Origin of the sequence: Microbacterium aquilitoris (assembly GCF_031932285.1) — a bacterium.
GTDB classification, from domain to species: domain Bacteria; phylum Actinomycetota; class Actinomycetes; order Actinomycetales; family Microbacteriaceae; genus Microbacterium; species Microbacterium aquilitoris.
The window spans coordinates 606355-623826 of record NZ_JAUZVT010000001.1 but is presented as its reverse complement, the minus strand read 5'-3'; the positions used below and the strand labels follow the sequence as shown (position 1 = coordinate 623826).

General features: G+C 68.1%; 13 protein-coding genes. 6 read left to right on the top strand and 7 right to left on the bottom strand.

The annotated features are described in order from the left end of the window. Positions 1-171 precede the first annotated feature (171 nt). A complete protein-coding gene (locus Q9S78_RS03035; protein ID WP_311868809.1) occupies positions 172-1590 on the top strand; it encodes a tyrosine-protein kinase domain-containing protein in 1419 nt (472 codons plus the stop codon). Between the two features lie 9 nt (positions 1591-1599). Here Q9S78_RS03035 and Q9S78_RS03030 read toward each other — a convergent pair whose 3' ends face one another. The 5 genes from Q9S78_RS03030 to Q9S78_RS03010 all read right to left on the bottom strand — a co-directional run bounded on the left by Q9S78_RS03030 (position 1600) and on the right by Q9S78_RS03010 (position 11451). Then, complete coding sequence (locus Q9S78_RS03030) at positions 1600-2259, bottom strand: arsenate reductase/protein-tyrosine-phosphatase family protein (protein WP_181900396.1); 660 nt, start codon at positions 2257-2259, stop codon at positions 1600-1602. 63 nt (positions 2260-2322) lie between these two features. After that, positions 2323-4155, bottom strand: coding sequence for an ABC transporter ATP-binding protein (locus tag Q9S78_RS03025; protein ID WP_311868807.1), 1833 nt, complete (start codon positions 4153-4155; stop codon positions 2323-2325). Then, complete coding sequence (locus tag Q9S78_RS03020) at positions 4133-5449, bottom strand: hypothetical protein (protein ID WP_116227933.1); 1317 nt, start codon at positions 5447-5449, stop codon at positions 4133-4135. Before Q9S78_RS03020 ends, Q9S78_RS03025 begins: the two co-directional genes overlap by 23 nt. Before the next feature lie 69 nt (positions 5450-5518). Continuing rightward, positions 5519-10933: a PKD domain-containing protein gene (locus Q9S78_RS03015; protein WP_311868805.1), complete on the bottom strand. Its 5415-nt coding sequence runs from the start codon at positions 10931-10933 to the stop codon at positions 5519-5521. Then, positions 10933-11451 carry a DUF4352 domain-containing protein gene (locus Q9S78_RS03010; RefSeq protein WP_311868803.1) on the bottom strand — a complete coding sequence of 173 codons (519 nt, stop codon included), beginning with the start codon at positions 11449-11451 and terminating at the stop codon, positions 10933-10935. Before Q9S78_RS03010 ends, Q9S78_RS03015 begins: the two co-directional genes overlap by 1 nt. 261 nt (positions 11452-11712) lie before the next feature. Between Q9S78_RS03010 and Q9S78_RS03005 the strand changes: the two genes are divergently transcribed. Then, positions 11713-12765: a glycosyltransferase family 4 protein gene (locus Q9S78_RS03005; protein ID WP_311869663.1), complete on the top strand. Its 1053-nt coding sequence runs from the start codon at positions 11713-11715 to the stop codon at positions 12763-12765. Here the strand turns inward: Q9S78_RS03005 and Q9S78_RS03000 are convergent. Together Q9S78_RS03000 and Q9S78_RS02995 are read right to left on the bottom strand one after the other, a co-directional pair. Then, complete coding sequence (locus tag Q9S78_RS03000) at positions 12753-13664, bottom strand: glycosyltransferase family 2 protein (RefSeq protein ID WP_147298685.1); 912 nt, start codon at positions 13662-13664, stop codon at positions 12753-12755. The genes Q9S78_RS03005 and Q9S78_RS03000 overlap by 13 nt on opposite strands. Next, positions 13661-14392: a CDP-alcohol phosphatidyltransferase family protein gene (locus Q9S78_RS02995; protein WP_116227928.1), complete on the bottom strand. Its 732-nt coding sequence runs from the start codon at positions 14390-14392 to the stop codon at positions 13661-13663. The genes Q9S78_RS03000 and Q9S78_RS02995 overlap by 4 nt, the downstream gene beginning before the upstream one ends. Positions 14393-14470: 78 nt before the next feature. Here Q9S78_RS02995 and Q9S78_RS02990 point away from each other — a divergent pair, with 78 nt between their 5' ends. From Q9S78_RS02990 to Q9S78_RS02975, 4 genes are all read left to right on the top strand, one after another. Further along, positions 14471-15496 carry a glycosyltransferase gene (locus Q9S78_RS02990; protein ID WP_311868794.1) on the top strand — a complete coding sequence of 342 codons (1026 nt, stop codon included), beginning with the start codon at positions 14471-14473 and terminating at the stop codon, positions 15494-15496. Continuing rightward, positions 15493-16431: a glycosyltransferase family 2 protein gene (locus Q9S78_RS02985; RefSeq protein WP_311868792.1), complete on the top strand. Its 939-nt coding sequence runs from the start codon at positions 15493-15495 to the stop codon at positions 16429-16431. Before Q9S78_RS02990 ends, Q9S78_RS02985 begins: the two co-directional genes overlap by 4 nt. A gap of 93 nt (positions 16432-16524) precedes the next feature. After that, entirely contained in the window at positions 16525-16986 is a 462-nt protein-coding gene (locus Q9S78_RS02980) for an FAD synthase family protein (RefSeq protein WP_018185802.1), read from the top strand. After that, entirely contained in the window at positions 16983-17393 is a 411-nt protein-coding gene (locus Q9S78_RS02975; RefSeq protein WP_311858625.1) for a hypothetical protein, read from the top strand. Before Q9S78_RS02980 ends, Q9S78_RS02975 begins: the two co-directional genes overlap by 4 nt. Positions 17394-17472 lie beyond the last annotated feature (79 nt).

Below are 17472 nucleotides of genomic sequence, written 5' to 3'. Positions count from 1 at the left end.
TATCAGGGCGTTCAGATCGGCTCCGTCCGCATGAGAGCTCCCTCATGCGGTCGCCGTGCTCGCCTGCGATGCGCGTCGGCACCGCAGCGCGTCGACGTCTCGAGACCGTCGTTCGCTGTCGTGATGGCGTGCGCGCCGATAGAGTAGGAGGATTCTGGGGGAAGGGGAGCCATGGCGGAAACAACGCCCTGGTCCGGTCATTGGCTGCTGAACGCGCTGCGGAAGTTCTGGTGGGGAATCGCCGCCTGTGCGGTCGTCGGCGGCGCAGCGGCCTTCGGCGTGTCCGCGCTCGAAACCCCCCAGTACCAGTCGACATCCTCGCTCTACTTCGCCCTCAATCAGGGGGCCAGCGCGTCCGACCTGAACCAGGGTTCGACGTACACGCAGAATCAGATGCTGTCGATCGCTCAGTTGGCGACGACGTCGCGGGTCCTCGAACCGGTGATCCAAGACCTTGGGATCGACACGACCCCTCGGGATCTGGCTCGCTCCGTCGACGTGACGATCCCGCAGGACACCGTCATCCTGCGGATCACCTCCACGACGACGAACGCCGAACGGGCGGCGGCTCTCTCGAACGCGATCGCCGCCGAACTCGCCGAGGTCGTGCTGGAGATCTCACCGAAGGGCGCCGCAGGTGCCCCCACGATTGCTGCCGAGACCATCGACAAGGCTGTCGTGCCCACGTCGCAGTCGTCGCCGAACAAGCCGCGGGATGCACTGGTAGGACTGCTCATCGGCGGCATCCTGGGGATCGCCGTCGCCCTGATCATCAGCGCCGCCGACACCCGCGTCCGGAACGAGGATATCCTGGCGCGCGTCAGCGGCACGCCCGTCCTCGGCGTCGTCACACGCGCCCCCCTCCTGTCGCACCGCGCCGCCGGAATCGCGCAGGAGCCCCTGGGCCGATCGGCAGAGGAGTTCCGCCGGCTGAGGTCTGCGCTGACATACGCGAATGTCGGCTCACGCGTCTCGACCCTGCTCGTGACGTCGAGCTCGCCGGGCGAGGGGAAGTCGACCGTCGCCGTCAACCTCGCGCTGACCCTCGCCGACCTCAATCACCGGGTCCTGCTTATCGACGCGGATCTCCGACGACCGCAGGTGCACGCGTTCTTCGGTATCGAGGATGCCGTCGGGCTGACGTCCGTGCTGTTGAAGATGCACGACTTCGACACCGCGAAATACCCCTTCCGGTCATCGACGCTCGACGTCCTGCCATCCGGCGGCACTCCGCCCAACCCTGCGGAGATCCTCGCCTCTCGAGCGCTGGCGGATCTTTTGGAGGAGTCGGCCAGTCGATACGACTTCGTCGTGGTGGATGCCCCTCCGGTCCTGAACGTGGCGGACGCGAGCCTTCTCGCCCCGTCCGTCGACGGCGTCCTGTTCGTGGCCGACGCGACCAAGACCAGCAGGCCGAACGCTGCGAAGGCGATCAAACTGCTCGAGGGCGCCGGAGCGCGCGTCCTCGGAAGCATCCTGAACCGCGCACGGCACGACAAGAAGTCGGGCGAGTACTACGGTCCGGTCAGCCCGGTTCGCGCCGCGAGCGCCGAGAAGCCCGGGTCGGGGTCGGACGCGCCCGTCGGCTGATCGGCGGAATCAGTTCGCCAGGGGTTCGCGGAGCCCCGCGAACAGGGACAACTGTCCATGCAGCGCTTTGGACTGTGCCTGGACGACGCTCAGCACCTTGTGGTGATCACGAGGACGCCTGTTGTGTGCATCGGCGATGTCGAGATCGAGATCGGTCGCGCCACCGCGACGGCGCGGCCAGTGACGACGAGGGGACATCTCCTCCAGGCGAACACTGCCGCGATGACGGTCGAGTGACTCGGCGAAGGCCGCGAGCATGTCATCGACATTCGCCCCCGTCTGCGCCGGGGCGGAGACAGGCTCGATGCGAGCGAGCGCGACCGCCTCGAGAAGCGTGAAGGTACGAGACCGCATCGTCGGGTCGAGAAGTGCAACCTCCGCGCGCTCCGCACGCGTAGCCGTGATCACCAGTCCGGCCTTCTCGAGAACGTCGCGGTCGAGAAGCACAGCGCCTCGATCCGCTCGCCGCGGTCTCGCGCCCAAGGGGGAGTCTGCTGCGAGGAGGAGTACCTCTTCGCAGGGGGGATTGCCAGCCACGGCGGCAACGCCCGCGCTCGACGATCGCCACCGTTCCGGACCTGCCGCTCTCTCTGCAGCCCGGAACTCATGCTCCATCAGCCGCGATCGGCAGACGTTCGCGTGGCAGATGAAAAGCACCTCTGCAGTCATCCGACCCTCCTCGTGAAGCCTCGGACGCATCGCGATCGATCATGACAAACGCTGCTCATGCGGTCAGCCCCGTTCCGACCTACGCGCGGAGCCCTGAACAGCGGCGCGGCTCGAGATCTCGCTGACCTCTCTGAAATAGGTGTTGTTGTCCATGAGGTTCTCGGCGGTGTCCAGCCCGACGATCGCGCCGTCCGCAATCACCATGACCCGATCGCAGATCGCGAGCGTCGACAAACGATGCGCGACCAAGAACACCACAGAGTCGCCCGCCAGATCCCGCAGCGATTCCTGGACGGATTCCTCGGACTTGACGTCCAGCGCGCTCGTCGGTTCGTCGAGGATCATGACCGACGGACGGGCTGCGAGGGCGCGGGCGAGACAGATCCGCTGCTTCTGCCCACCGGAGACCAAGGACGCCCGTGCGCCGACGATGGTGTCGTACCCGTGCGGAAGTCGGAGGATGTCGTCGTGGAGGTGAGAGCGGCGTGCGGCATCCTCGACAGCCGCGTCGTCGATGTCGTCTCGGAAGAACCTGATGTTCTCGCGCACCGTCCCGTAGAAGAGCTGCGGCGACTGGGGAACGTACGTCACCATCCGACGCCAATCCTCGCGGTCGATATCTGATGCACTGACACCGTTGACCGAGTAGGTTCCCTCGGTGGGCTCGCGGAGCCGGAGCAGGAGCTGCACCAAGGTCGACTTGCCGGATCCCGAGGGACCCACGATGCCGATCGTCTCACCGCTCTTCACGGAGAAGGACACGTCGCGGAGGACATCGGCGCCACCCTCGTAGTGGAACCCGACGCCGCTCATGGTCAGGTCGCCGATGTGATCGGCGCCCTGACGACCCGGATCCTGCGGCTGGGACTCGTAGCGCTCGATCGCATCAGCCAGATGGTGCACGAAAGGCAGCTTTTCGTCGACGGAGGAGACCACCGTCTGCACTCGCTGTCCGTAGGTGACGGCGCGGACCAGGATCAGGACGACGGCTCCGAGTGTGGCGACGTTGCCGGCCCCGAGGAGCGCCACCACGCCGAGCGCGAGGACGAGGACCAGGAGCGCCACGCTCTGGTACAGCGACGGGACCGCCGCCGAGAGGAAGCGCACGCGCTGCGACGGCACCTGCACGGCCCGCAGTTGGGAGTAGAAACGTCCGCGGTAGGCGGCGCTCGCACCGAACACCTCTGTCTCTTCGGCGAGCGCGGCGGCTTCCTGCGTGGTCTTCGCGTACTCGATGTTCTCTGAGCTCAAAGTGGTCGCGCTTTTTCGCAGGGAGTTCGAAAGCGGACGGAGAGCGGCGAAGAGCACCAGCGACACGACGGTGATCACGGCCGCCGCCGCGGGGCTCATCACGACCGCAGACGCCAGCAGGCTCGCGAACATGAGCGCAGCGGAGATGATGCCGGCGATGAGGACGATGGTCTCGGACGTCGCGCGGACCTGATTCAGCATGACGGACTGGAACCCACCGTCTCGCTCGGACGCCTTCGACGGCCACGCAGCGCCGACGAACGCGTCGAAGAGGCGGGTCCGCAGGTCGACCATGGCCTGTCCACCCATGACGGCGGGGAGGTAGACGACCCACAGCTGCAAAATCCCGCGCAGCACCGCCAGGGCGACACCCAGTCCCAGCGCGACAGGGATCGTCAGGTCGAGGCCGATTCCACCGAGTTCCATGCGAACGTCGCGACCGTCGGCGAGGGCGAGCGCGAGCGCCGCGATCAGCGTGAGGAGGACGGCCTCGAGGAGTCCGGCTACGACGGAGGCGATGGAGATCAGGACGATCTTGCCCCGGGACTTCGAGAAGAACGGCGCGATACGGCGCCACGCCGCCAGCGATTCCCTCGCGGTCGTCAGAGGAGACCTTCTGAATTTACTTTCCGGACGTCGCGACACTTCTTCTCCCCCTTGCGGACCCGCCGTTGACGGCGTCGTCCATGATCATGAATTGCTGACGCGGCGCTTCGACCGATGAGGCCACCCCCGCACTCGTCTTTGCGCGCCCGACGGTGACGCCGACGATGAACCAGAGCAGCATCCCGTATTGCGTGATGAACGCGACGGCGAACAGTCCTGGCACTTGCGCGACGATCGCCACGAGCCCGGGCGACAGCGCCTTGGATCGCACGGCGAGAACGATGGCGATGGCATAGACCGCGAAGAGGGCCGCCGTCGGCAGATAGCCGTATCGCAACAAGACCGCGATGAACGCATTGTCGATGGATGCCCGGAAGTTGCCCAGATAGACGTCGCCGACGACGAGATCCTCCCACCCGGAGGCACCGCCGATGAGTCCTACCTGGCCCAGCAGGACCGTCAGACCACCGCGATAATCCGCGCTTCCCCCCGCTTCACCGCCGGCTTCGGCGAAGACCGTGTCGAGGAACGGAACCAGGACCGCCGCTGCGACGACGACGAGCCCACCCACCAGCCATCGCGTGGATGCCCCGACACTGCGAAGAAAGACGAGCGAGAGGACGACCGTCAGGACGAAGGTGATGATGCCGATCCTGCTGAACGTCAGGACGACCGCGAAGCCGACGATCACGAGGCCCACCGCCTTCATCCACGCTTTCGCGCGCGATGCCAGCACGAACGCCGCTGACATGGCGAGGGCACCACCCAGCGCGATGGAGTGTCCGAAAGCGCCCTCCACGCGCAGGAATCCTGCGCGTGGCTGAAGCTGCGCCCACGTCTCCTTGAGCGGCTCGTACCCGGGAATGGCGACGAACAGATTCGTCCCGGTGGCGAACTCGACGATGGCCAGTGCAGCGACGCCCACCGCTGCCCCCGCCACCCACGCGGTGATGGTCGCCGAACCGACGCGCTCGTAGACGATTCGGCCCCAGAAGTACGGCAGGACCAGCTCCAGGGTCCCCGACACCAGATAGGTCAGCTCCACCTGCTTCGCGGCGAAGAGCATGACGACGAGCCCCAGGAAGAGGAGCATGAAGGCATCCGGCCCCGAGAGCCGGAAACGGCCGCTGTGAAGGGCGACGAAGGCGACCGTCAGGAGGGTGATCGCGGACATGAAGAACCCGACGTTCACCCCCACCCAGATGGGCAGAAGGAACACCGAGAGGATCCACACCACGAAGCTCAGGCGCGGCGCGCGGGCGAGGAACACAGCGGCGAGGCCCGCGACGACGCACGCCGTGAGCCCCGCAGCGATGACTATCGCACTCGGCACTCGTTCCCCCTCCCCGGTTCGGTCATGCCCGCCGGACGCGCTTCCGCGGTCCGGCGGGCATCAGTCTTCTCAATTGATCGGCGCGATGCGGAACTCGTCGAAGGACACGGTCATCGCGCTGGTCGAGGAGGACGCGCGCGAGGCGCGCAGACCAGCCGGTGCCGCTGCCTGCAGCGCAGCGTCCGTGTCGGAAGCGACGAGTTGCCACGCGGTGGGCTCCGTCGCGCCCTTCTGCCACAGCTTCGCCCGGAGCTCCGTCGTGCCGGGCGCTCCCGAGGACTCCACCTTGAGAGAGAAGCTGTCCCCCGCCTTGTAGGTGAGACCCGTGGCCGTCGTGGTCTGGAGGACGGTCGAGCCGCGCTGGGCCACGAGCCAGACCTTGCCGTCCGATCGGAGCCACGCGCTCATCGCGTAGAAGTTGCTTCCAGATCGCCGCGGAACGATCCCGGCGTAGCCGGACCCGCTCGTGGACGACACGTCGACCGTGAAGTCGGCGGACGCCGTGAAGTTGCGGACGGGCGTCTGGGCCAGCAACGCGGTGCGCGTGCTGCCCGCATTGAGAGCGAACCTGCCCACTCCATTGCCCACACTCGCCGCGCTCACCGCGCCGTCGCTGATCGTCCAGGTGCCGCCGAGGTCGGACGCCCCCCACCCGTTCGCCGCAGTTCGTTCGAATGCGTCGCGTGCCAGCACGTCCGTGGGGGCAGGGGCGGTTACCGTCACGGTCTTCTTCGCCGAGTGAGTCGCGCCGTCATCGTCGGTGACGGTCAGGGTCACCTCGTAGGTACCGGCTGCCGAGAAGGAGTGCGAGGTCTTCGCGCCGGCCCCGTTCTCAGAGGAGTCACCCCACTTCCAGGAATACGAGGCAATCGAACCGTCCGCGTCCGAGGACCCGGAGCCATCGACCGACAGGGTGAGATCGGAGGCGGAGGAGGTGAAACTCGCCACCGGGTCCTGATTCGGCGCGGGCGCGGTGGTGGTCACCGATTTCGTGACGGTGTGAGAGGCGCCGTCGTCATCGACCACCGTCAGTGTGATCACGTGGTCACCCGCCGACTCGTAGACGTGCGACGCCGTCTTGCCCGTCGACGACGGCGACCCATCCCCCCAGTTCCATGAGTACGACGCGATCGATCCGTCGGTATCCGATGACGCGGATGCGTCGACGGAGGCGGTCAGGCTCGCGACCGATGACGAGAAGGCGGCGACCGGTGCCTGGTTGGGTGCGGGCGCGACCTGAGTATCGCGAACCGTCAGATTGTCGAACTTCACCGTTCCGGGTGCCGTCGCGGTTCCCGCCATTGCGTAGTGGAGGAGGGGTGCACCGGCCTCTTGCATGCCGGCGGTTGAGTCCGTCGTCTCGAGCTGCCATGCCGCAGGCTCGGTGGCACCGTGCTTCCACACCTTGGCGCGGATGGCCGTCGGATTGGCCCCGGTGACATCGAGTCGAAGCGAGAAGCTGTCCCCTGCCCCCCAGGTGAGGCCGCTGACCTGCTTCGACGTGAGAACTGTGGTGCCGCGCTGTGCAACGAGCCACACCGCCCCCGTGTCCCGATGCCACACGCGCACGGTGTAGAAATTCGCCCCGATGCGGCGAGCGCCGAGCCCGACGTAGCCGGCTCCCGAGGACGGCGCGTTGACCAGTGTGTAATCGACGCGGCTCTCGGAGTCGCGCACCGTGGACGTCAGCGCCAGATTGCGAGTTTGACCCGCGGGCAGGGTCAGCTGCCCCCTGCCGTCTTGAACCGATGCCACCGATGCACTGCCGCTGAGGATCGACCAAGCGCCGCCGACGTCGGAGGTTCCCCAGCCGGACGACGTGGTGCGACCGAAGGCATCCGCGGCCACGAACGCGGGCGCCGGTATCTTCGCCACCGAGACGGAACGCTCCGCGGTCGACGTGCCTCCGAGGCTGTCGGTCAACGTGAGGGTGATCGTGTAGTCACCGTCCTTGTCGTAGACGTGCGATGCGGTCGCGCCGGTCGAGTGAGCGGACCCATCCCCCCAGTTCCAGTCGTAGGTGAGGGTCGCATCGTCGGACGCCGCCGACGCCGAGGCGTCCGTCGCGACGGCGAGTTCGTCGGTCGTGGACGTGAACTTCGCCACCGGCGCTGCGTGCGTCACCGTGACGTCTTCTGCGCGCTGGGTCGAGCCGCCGCGTCCGTCGGTCACGGTCAGCGTCACCCGGTACGTGCCCGCGGCAGCGAAGCGGTGGGACACCGTCGCACCGGTGTCGGATGCGTCGTCCCCGAAGTTCCACTGGTAGGTGAGGGGATCGCCGTCCGGATCGGTCGCCGTCCCGGCGAAGGCGACGGTCAGCCCGGCCGCCTCGGCGGTGAGAGCAGCGTCCTTCGGCTGGCCGTTCGGCGGCTGCTGCCCGGATCCGATGCGGAAGTGATCCGTCACCTGCGCCGCGGTGAGCGCTGTCGGATAGACCGCCGCTTCATCCAGCGAACCCGTCCAGTAGGTCGCGCCCTCCCACCCGTTGTCGCCGCCGATTCGCCAATAGCCGCTGTAGTTCTGCGCGGTCGTGATGTCATTCTGGGCGACCAGCTGACCATCCAAGTAGAGACGCATCCCCGCGGCGGACTGAGAGGCGACCACGTGGTGCCAGGAACCGTCGTTGAACCCCGGAGCGCTCTCGATGATCCCCGCCCAGCCGTTCCAGACACCGAACTTGATCACTCCGTCGCCGTTCATGTAGACGTGCCGGTCGTAACTGCCGCTCTCCCCCGTGCGGTTGCTGCCGAAGCCGATCAGCTTCCCGCCGTCCCTGCTCGTCGTCTTGAACCAGGTCTCCATCGAGTAGGTCGACGGATTGAACACCTGCTTGTTGCCGGTAACGCCCGTCTGCCCGTTCGGGCTCAACTGGATCGACGTACCCGCCCCCGTCGCGAGGGCGCTGGGGGCGGCCTTCGTGACGCCGCCGAAGTACGTGCCGGGGTAGCTGTATCCCGCCCCGCTCGCGTCCGCTGCGGCGTCACCCGACGCCTCGTCGAGACGCCAGTAGACGGAGGGCTTCAGGGCGTAGACAGCTGCACCGTAGGCGTCTGTCGGAGCCGCCGCGGGTGCGGTACCGCGGCCGCTCGCCAGGTAGTGCCGGTTGACCGCGTCGACGCTCAGAGCCGACGGGTAGACGGCGACGTCTGAGATGGCGCCCGCCAGGTAGTTGCTGCTTCCACCGTTCGGCCAGCCGCCGGTGTTGTCGCCGCCGACCTTCCAGTAGCCGTTGTAGCCCTGGGCCGAAGTGACGTCTGTTCGTCCGCCGACGAGCGCGCCGTCGAGGTACAGAGTCATCCCGGAGGACGACAGCGTGCCGACGACATGGTGCCACGCACCGTCGTTGAATCCCGTTCCGCTTTCGAGCGTCTGCACACTGTTCGGGTAGACGCCGAACGTCACCCTGCCGTCGTTGCTCAGGTAGACGTGACGGTCGTAACTGCCCGAGGTCCCGCCCGCGTTGTCTCCGAAGCCGATGATCTTTCCGCCGGAGGTGCTGGTGGTCTTGAACCACGCCTCGACGGAGAAGGTGTTGGGCCCTGCCTCGGAGGTGACTGTCGAGGCGAACGACTGATCCGTGCCGGAGAACTCCGTCGCCGTGGTGCTCGCGGCTCGATTCTGCCCCGGTGCACCCCGGGTCGCGCCCTTCACGGTGAGGTCGTCACTGCCGGCCCAGTCGAAACCGGCCGACCCCGAGTCCTCTCCGAGGGGCCAATAGTGGGCAGCACTGTCCTCGATGACCGCGGTTGCGTACGCCGATGCGGATTCGGAGGCGATCGTCACACTGGCAGGAGAGCTCTGGACCGTGTTCCCGTTCGCGTCCTTCGCGACGACCGTGTACGTGTACGTCTGTCCCGCGGTGACGTCGGTGTCCTTCAGGACGATCCCCGGGCGCTGCCACCACGTGGATGCGACCGAAGTCGTCGCGACAGGGGTCGCGCGTCCGCTGCGGCGGAGTTCGTAGGTGAGGTTCAGATCATCTCTGTCCCAGTTGGCCAGGATCTGCACGCGGGCTTCGCCCGCGGCGATGGATCGTGCACTCGGGGTCCAGGCGGCCGTCGCGACGCGCGGTCCCTGCTTCGCACCGCTGGACGGCTTCGTGGAGAACCGCACGATGCCCTGGTAGCGACCGTTGTTCACGCTGCCGAACTCGCCCGCGACCGAGATGAAGTCCCCGGAACCCGTGATCGACAGGCCCGCCTGTCCGAGCCCCGACGTGTTTCCGACCGTGAAGTCGGGGTACCAGGCGTAGGCGGACGGCGAGGGTGTGCCCGCCCAGTTCTTATAGATCGAGCTCTCACTCGGCGTGCGGGGCAGCGTGCCTCGGGCGTCGGCCGTGTACGCCTCGAGGTAGCGGTACTGGCGAGTGGGCTGCTCGGGCCAGAGACCGACCGTGTCGCACTGGTGGGTGTGGCTGGTCGAATAGACCACCTTCCCCGTCGACCAGACGCCGTAGTGATCGCCGTGGCAGTCGGCGAGCCAGCGGAGATCACCCGCGCCGGCATTCACCGCGAACGTGCCTTCGATGTTGCCGGTAGCGACATCGGCGAAGGTCCATCCGGTTCCGTAGACGCCGCCCGCATCCGTGGCCAGCGTGAAGATGCCGCTCTTGCCGGCGTTCCCGCCTTCTGCCCACCCGTTCTTGATGATCGAGGTCACCGCCCAGGGCACGGTCTGCCCGGTGGCCGGGTCGAGAGCCGCGATCCCCCGCTGCTCCCCGCCGACACCGTTGACGGCGTAGAACCGGCCGGCGATGATCACCTTCTGGTTGCCGGGCTCCATCACCATCGCGTCGACCTGGAGATCCGTCGAGGGCGTCCAGGAGAGGAGGGCACCGTTGCTCGTGCTGAACGCAGCGAGGTTGGCGCGTGCGACACCGTTGCCCTGCGTGAACCGACCTCCGACGTACACCGTGTCGCCCGTGGCGACGATGCCGTAGACCCCGGAGCCGCCCACCGACGGCGCGAAACCGGCGATGAGAGCCCCCGACGACGCGTCGAGAGCGGCGAAGTTGTAGCGCGTCGCACCGTTGACCTGGCTGAAGGAACCCCCGATGTAGATCCTTCTGCCGTCGGGCGAGGCGGCGATCGACTTGATCACGCCGTTGACCTGCGGCGCGAACGGCTTGAGGTTTCCCGTCGTGATGTCGTAGGCGAGGATGTTCGTGCGCGGCGTGAGACTCGTTCCCGGCGCAGCCAGAGCGGCGCGAGCGTTCTTGAACGAGCCCGCCGCGTAGACGGTGGTACCGATGGTCGTCTGCGCCCAGACGTATCCGTCATCGATCTGCACCGTCGGGAGGGCGTCCGCGGTGGCGACGTCGGTGTCGCGCTGCAGCAGGGGCGCCGGCGTGGGCGGGACGGGGTCCGCCGCCTGGGCGGCGGGCGCCACGGCCAGCACGCCGGTCCCGACGAGGACCGCCGCCGCGAGGATGCTGAGCACTCGCGCGCGCTTCGACGGCTTCCGAGTCGTTGCGAGGATCATCATCAGTCCGTCTTTCCCGAGAATTCGGCGACGGGCTGTCCCGCCGAGTAGTTGACGCTCACGACCACGCTGCGATCCGCAGCCCGCTCCAGCATGAAGACGTAGGTGCCGGACGCTGACCGCCCGGGCTCGAGTTCGCCGGAGAGCGGCTTGTCAGGACCGGCCGTCGTGCCGACCCCGTATTCGCCGTCGGCGGCGGTGAGCGTGACGACCGCGGAATCGAGGTCGGCTGCTTCGCGTGAGTCGTTTCGCGCGGTCACGCGGACGATGACAGCCGATCCCGATACCTCGCCCGGGGTCTCCGCATCGACGGTCGTCGACGTCACCGAGTCGAGGTCGATGACGAGTCCTGTCGACAGCGCGATGGAGTCGTCGATCGCACCGTCTTCGACATCGGCCGCCGGTGCCTTCGTCGGCGCATCCGCATCGGCGGATGGTTCGGGAGCGGGCGCATCGGTGTCGATCGGCGTCGGCTGTGCGGTCGCCTCGCCCTCGACGGCGACCGGTTCGGCAGCGGTCACCGCGCTGCATCCGCTCAAAAGCACCAGACCCGCGAGCGCGAGCACTGATCCGAGCCTCGATCGGCGCACGATACGCCGAGCATCATTAGTCCCCAAGAGAATCCCCGACCCCCAAGTCGTTTCTCGTTCCCCAACGAGAGATCCCGCCCCCAGCAGGATCGAGCACAACTTACGTCCAACGACCCGCCAGCGCAAGTGCTGTGTATCCGCAGAGCGGGCCGAGCCTCATAGGATGACCCACAGGGGGCGACTATGCGCGTGATGTTCGACGCATTCTGGTGGGGGCGCGGACCCGGTGCGAACCGGACGGTCCAGAGGGAATTCATCGATGCCTGGGCAGCGGCGTTCCCGGATGACGAGATCGTCCTGGCCTTGCGCCGAGACGCCGACCCCTCGGACGTCCCGCCGGGCTCGGAGATCGTGCGAACGACCCTCTGGCCCCACGCGGCGGCGAACCGATGGCAGCTGCCGCGCCTCGCGGGGGACGCTCGCGTCGACCTGAGCATCGTTCACAACTACGCGCCTCGCAGCGGACGCTCGATCGTCTTCGTGCACGACGCGATGTTCCACGACAACCCGGAGTGGTTCTCCCGTCGGGAACGTCTGTACTTCGCGCCGATGCTCCGATGGGCGAGGCGGGCCACCCTGGTCACCACCTCCAGCGAGACCGAGGCGGGGCGCATCGCCCGCCTGGCACCGGCCCTCACCCCCCTCGCCGTCGGACTCGGCGTCCCCACCGCTCTGACGCAGACGCACCCTCGACGACCGGATGCCGTCCCTGCCGGCACGGGGTTCGCCGTCACCGTCGGCCGTCTGAACGTGCGGAAGAATCTCGCTGCCATCATCGACGGTGCGCGTCTCGCCTCGTCCATCACGCCGCAGAGTCCGCTGTACATCGTGGGAGGGTCCGCTCACTCCGGTGTGAGCGCGGAGCTCCCGGATGCTCTGCGCGCCGCCGTCGACGAGGGCCGGGTGGTGTTCCTGGGCTCGTTGCCGGACGACGAGGTCGCCTGGCTCTACTCCGAGGCATCCCTCGTCATCAGCCTCAGCCTCGACGAGGGGTTCGGTCTTCCGGCCGTCGAGGCAGCCTGGTTCGGTGCGCCGTTGCTCGCCAGCGACATCCCGGTCTTCCGCGAGACCGTCGGCTCGTACGCCCACTTCGTCACACCGACGGCGCCTCCCGGAGAGGTCGCCGAGGCCATCGACGGGGCATGGAGACGACGACCGGATGCCGCGGCCCGTGACGATGCGGCGAACCGCCACACCTGGTCTTCCGCCGTGCAGCGGCTGCGGGCGGCGGCTCAGCGACTCTGACGTCGGCTGCGCGCGTCGACCACAGCGCGCCGGCCGTCTCGCATCCCGCGCGCAAGCGCGCGCCATGGTGCGATCGACCGCAACTGCGCACGACCGCCCTGGAGGACGATCTGCCACGACACCCGCGGCGTCGCGCGCCACCAGCGCTCGACCATCTCACCGTCGCCGTGCTTCACGGCGTAGAGGAGTCGGTTCCGGATGTTGTGGTAGTAGTACGTCTCGGACTTGGCGCGGCCACGGACCGCATCGGGGTGCGTCTGCCCCTCGTCGTGGACCGCCGTGACGGCGAGCGTCCGTAGGGAGCCGCCGAGGTCGAGCACCCGGCGGGAGAGGTCGACATCCTCCCAGTAGAGGAAGTAGTCCTCGTCGAACCCGCCGAGGAGTTCCCACAGTCTCCCCGAGACGGCGAAGCACGCGCCCGTGGACCATTCGTGACGCGGTCTCCCGGCCCGCTCGGCTCTGCGGGAGACGCCGGCGATCGATCCATCGTCGAGATACAGATCACTGCCGCGGAACCACACCGACCCCGTGCCGTCGACGATGGTCGGTGTCACGAGAGCGAGGGGATCCTCGAATGCCGCGGCGGCCAGTGTCGCAAGGCTCTCGGAATCGATCGAGGCATCCGGATTCAGCCCGACGATGACCTCCGCGCCGCGCTGCACCGCGACGGTCGCGCCCGCATTGGTCCCCCCACCGAAGCCCGCGTTCTCCGAGAGCAGCACGGGGATCCACCCATGGCGCGCGCACGCCTCCTCGACTCGTTCGCGTTCCTGAGTGGAACTGAAGCAGTCGACGACGATGACGAACCCGTCGCCGGGGGCGACGACCCGCACTGCGTTGGCTTCGAGGATGCCGACGGCACCGTAGTTCACGATCACCACCGCTGTCCGCGGCGTCACGCCGTCGCTCCGTCCAGCGCCCGGATCTCGCGATGCCACTTGACCGCGGCGGCCGCCAAGAAGACCGCGTTCGCGATCATGAGCAACGCGTACACGGCAAGGAAGACATCCGGAGCGCCCCACAGCGCGAACACGACGCACAGCAGCCCGAAGTCGGTGGGGAGCAGGATCGTGGACCGCAGTGCGGTACCGCCGCCCCTCGCGTGGGTCGAGTCGACGCCTTTCTTGCCCTTGAGCAGATCGTTCAGCAGCATGCCGAAGAACGTCACGACGGCGATCACGCAGTACGCGAGCGGAACGACGAGCCAGAGCGTGTCGCGAGCATCGGTGTGCCACCACAGCGCGACCAGTACGCACAGATGCAGGGATGCCGTCTTGAAAGCGTCGACGAAGTGGTCGAGCCACTCGCCCGCGAGACTCCCTCCTCCGCGCAGCCGGGCGAGCTGACCGTCCGCCGAATCCCACGCGTAGCCGAGCACGAGCAGCAGCGCCACGATGAATCCGGTCCACAATTCGGCCGGCCCGACCACCAGGATGACGAGGGCGGCGAGCGTGTGCGCGGCACTGATGGCAGTCGCACCGTCGGGCGTGAACCCCCATCGATAGGCGGCAGCGGCCAGGACCCGGCCGATCCGCCTGTTGACGTAGACCGAGTACGCAGGCGCCCCCCGAGCGTGGCCCTTCTGCGCCGCGGCCAACCGTCCGTACGCGTCCCCGAATGTACGCATATGCTCCGTCCCCCAGACTGGATGCAATGTCCCCGGGACTGAGCATAGGGGATCCGCCGACCTGCCAGACTGTCCGCTATGTCGACCGGTGAGCGCCTGCGGGTGATGCAGTCCTTCGGTGCGCCACGGCCCACCTCCAACCCGTACGTCCACATGCTCGACGCCGCGCTCGCCGCGGATCCGGGGGTGGAGCACCTGCGCTTCGACCGCCGGGCCGCCCTGGTCGGCCGGTACGACGCACTGCACTTCCACTGGCCGGAGACGCTTTTCGGCGGTGCCACGCCCGTGAAGCGGTTCGTGCGCCGCCTGTTCGGCACTGCTCTGGTCGTCCGCCTCCGCCTCACTCGGGTCGCCGTGGTCCGGACCGTGCACAACGTCGAGCTCCCCGACGTCGACTCCCGGTGGGAGCGGTTGCTCCTGCGGTGGATCGACCGTCGCGCCGACTTCCACATCCGTCTCAACGACTCGACCCCGGAGCGGAGCGGCATCCCGTCGGCAGTGATCCCGCACGGTCATTACCGCGACTGGTTCGCCTCCGTCGACCCGGTGCCGCCCGTCCCACGATCGCTCGGATTCGTGGGACTCGTGCGACGCTACAAAGGCGTCGAGTCGCTCATCGCCTGTTTTCGCGAGACGTCGCCACGTCTGCCCGACTGGGCCCTGCGCATCGCCGGCAACCCTTCCACGGGCGAGCTCGCCGACGAGATCTGCGGGCTCGCGTCGGGCGACGAGCGCATCTCGCTGGATCTCCGATACCTCTCGGAGGAGGACTTCGCCCGGGCGGTCATGTCCGCGACGGGGGTGGTGCTGCCCTACCGGTTCATGCATAACTCCGGCACCGCCCTGGCCGCGCTCTCGCTCGCGCGTCCCGTGCTGGTCCCCCGGAACGAGGTCAACGAGGCGCTGGCCGAGGAAGTCGGCGACGGCTGGGTGTCGATGTTCGACGGCGACCTCACCGCGGCCGACCTCGAGCGGTTCGCGAGCGCCGTGACCGAGCGTCCCGAGGCGGACCCGCAACTCGACGATCGCGGATGGTCGCTCGTCGGCATCCGTCACCGCGAGGCTTACGAGCGAGCGATCCGAAACCGGCGAGCCGTCGCATGAGCAGAACCGACCCCCGCGTGCTGATCGCCGTCCCGTCGTACCGCCGCCCCGATCGACTCGCGAGGCTGCTCGCGGCCCTGACGGAGCAGCGCGACGACGTCAGCCCCACGCTGGTCGAGGTCGTCGTGATCGACAACGACCCGGAAGGCAGTGCCGCCGAGCCTGCCACGGCGGCACAGGCCCTCTACCGGCTGGAGCCACGACCCGGGCTCGCGGCGGTCCGAAACCGGGCGTTGGACGAGGCGATCGCTCACGACGTGGATGCCGTCGTCTTCATCGACGACGACGAGGTGCCCGCCTCGGGCTGGCTCCGAGCCCTCCTCGCCCCCTGGTCGTCCGGCACGGCGGAGCTCGTGTCGGGACGCGTCGAGTCGGAGTTCGACGTCACCCCCGACCCATGGATCGTGGCCGGCGGATTCTTCCGGCGAGTCGGATTCTCTGCGGGCGAGCGGATGCCCGCGGCCCCGACGAACAACCTGCTGATCGACGTCGGGACCCTCCGCGCGACCGGCATCCGATTCGACGAGGAGTTCGGTCGCACCGGGGGTGAGGACATCCACTTCACCTCCGCGCTCGCGCGCCGTGGCGCGCGGATCATCGCGGCACCCGACGCACTCGTGACCGATCACGTCCCCACCGAACGCGCGACGCCGTCATGGGTGCTCCGGCGCGCCTTCCGGGTGGGGACGACGACCGCCCGCGGCGACATCCACCTCACCGACGGGAGAAGCAGACGGAGCATCCGCCGAGCCCGCTGGCTGATCGTCGGCCTCGCCCGCTCCGCGGCCGGGGCCGGGCGCTGGCTCATCGGGGTCGTGACACGCTCGACGACGCATCGGGCGCGAGGCGCGAGGCTCGTCGCCCGCGGCGCCGGCATGGCTGCCGGCGGAGTGGGCTTCCGCTACCTCGAGTACCGTCCCCGCACCCGATCGTGACGCCCGCGCCCGTCGTGGTGTAGTGTCCTCCGCATCGGGCTTTGGGGGCTCGGTTCGAGTTGGGGCTCGATTTAGCTGGCTGGGGAGCTTGCTATGACTGTGCGTATCGGTTACGCCGCGGGGGCGTTCGATCTGTTCCACGTGGGACATCTGAACATCCTTCGCCACGCGAGGGACAACTGCGACATGCTCGTCGCCGGTGTGGTCAGCGACGAGATGCTGCACGAGGTGAAGGGCGTCGACCCGTTCATCCCGACGGCTGAGCGAGCCGACATCGTGCGCGGCATCCGCTTCGTGGATCACGTCCACATCGAGCGCGTGCCCGACAAGCTGGCCGTGTGGCGCGAGGTCGGTTTCACGCACTTCTTCAAAGGCGACGACTGGCGCGGCACCGAGAAGGGCAACCGTCTCGAACGGGAGTTCGCCGAGGTCGGGGTCGAGGTCGTCTACTTCCCGTACACGGCGCACACCTCGAGCACCCAGCTGCGTCGTGCGCTCGAGGTCGCCTCAGCCGAGACGCTGTACGACCGCGAGCTGCGTTCCGAGTCGGCGTGACCACGGCGCGCGACGACAGCGCGCGATCCGAGGGTCCCGACGAAGTCATCGAACTGTTCGTCGGCCAGGTCCTCGCCCTCTACCCCCTGCGGGTGTTGAGCGGACCGACCAGCGGACTCGACCCTCCGCCGCTGCGCCGCATCTTCCCCCGCTCCCGTGACCCGAGAGCCTCCTCCCGCGCCGAGCAGGACTGGGCGCGGGCTCGAGCGCGGACCTATGTGGTCCTCGCCGATGCGCCCGGCCACGGCATCCTGACCGTCGGCGACTACCGGGTGGAGGTCGTCATCCTCCCCCTCGACGCCTCGACCCCGCCGCAGGCGACCGTCTTCCGCGTCGCCTCGATCACCGGCCGCATGGTCACCGTCACCGGCGCCGTCATCGATCCGCTGATGGATGCCGCCGGCTGAGCCCCGGACTTTTCGAGACCTGTCCCGCCCACCGTCGTGCGGGACAGACGGCGAGAGCCGCACCCCTGTGGACGGGGTG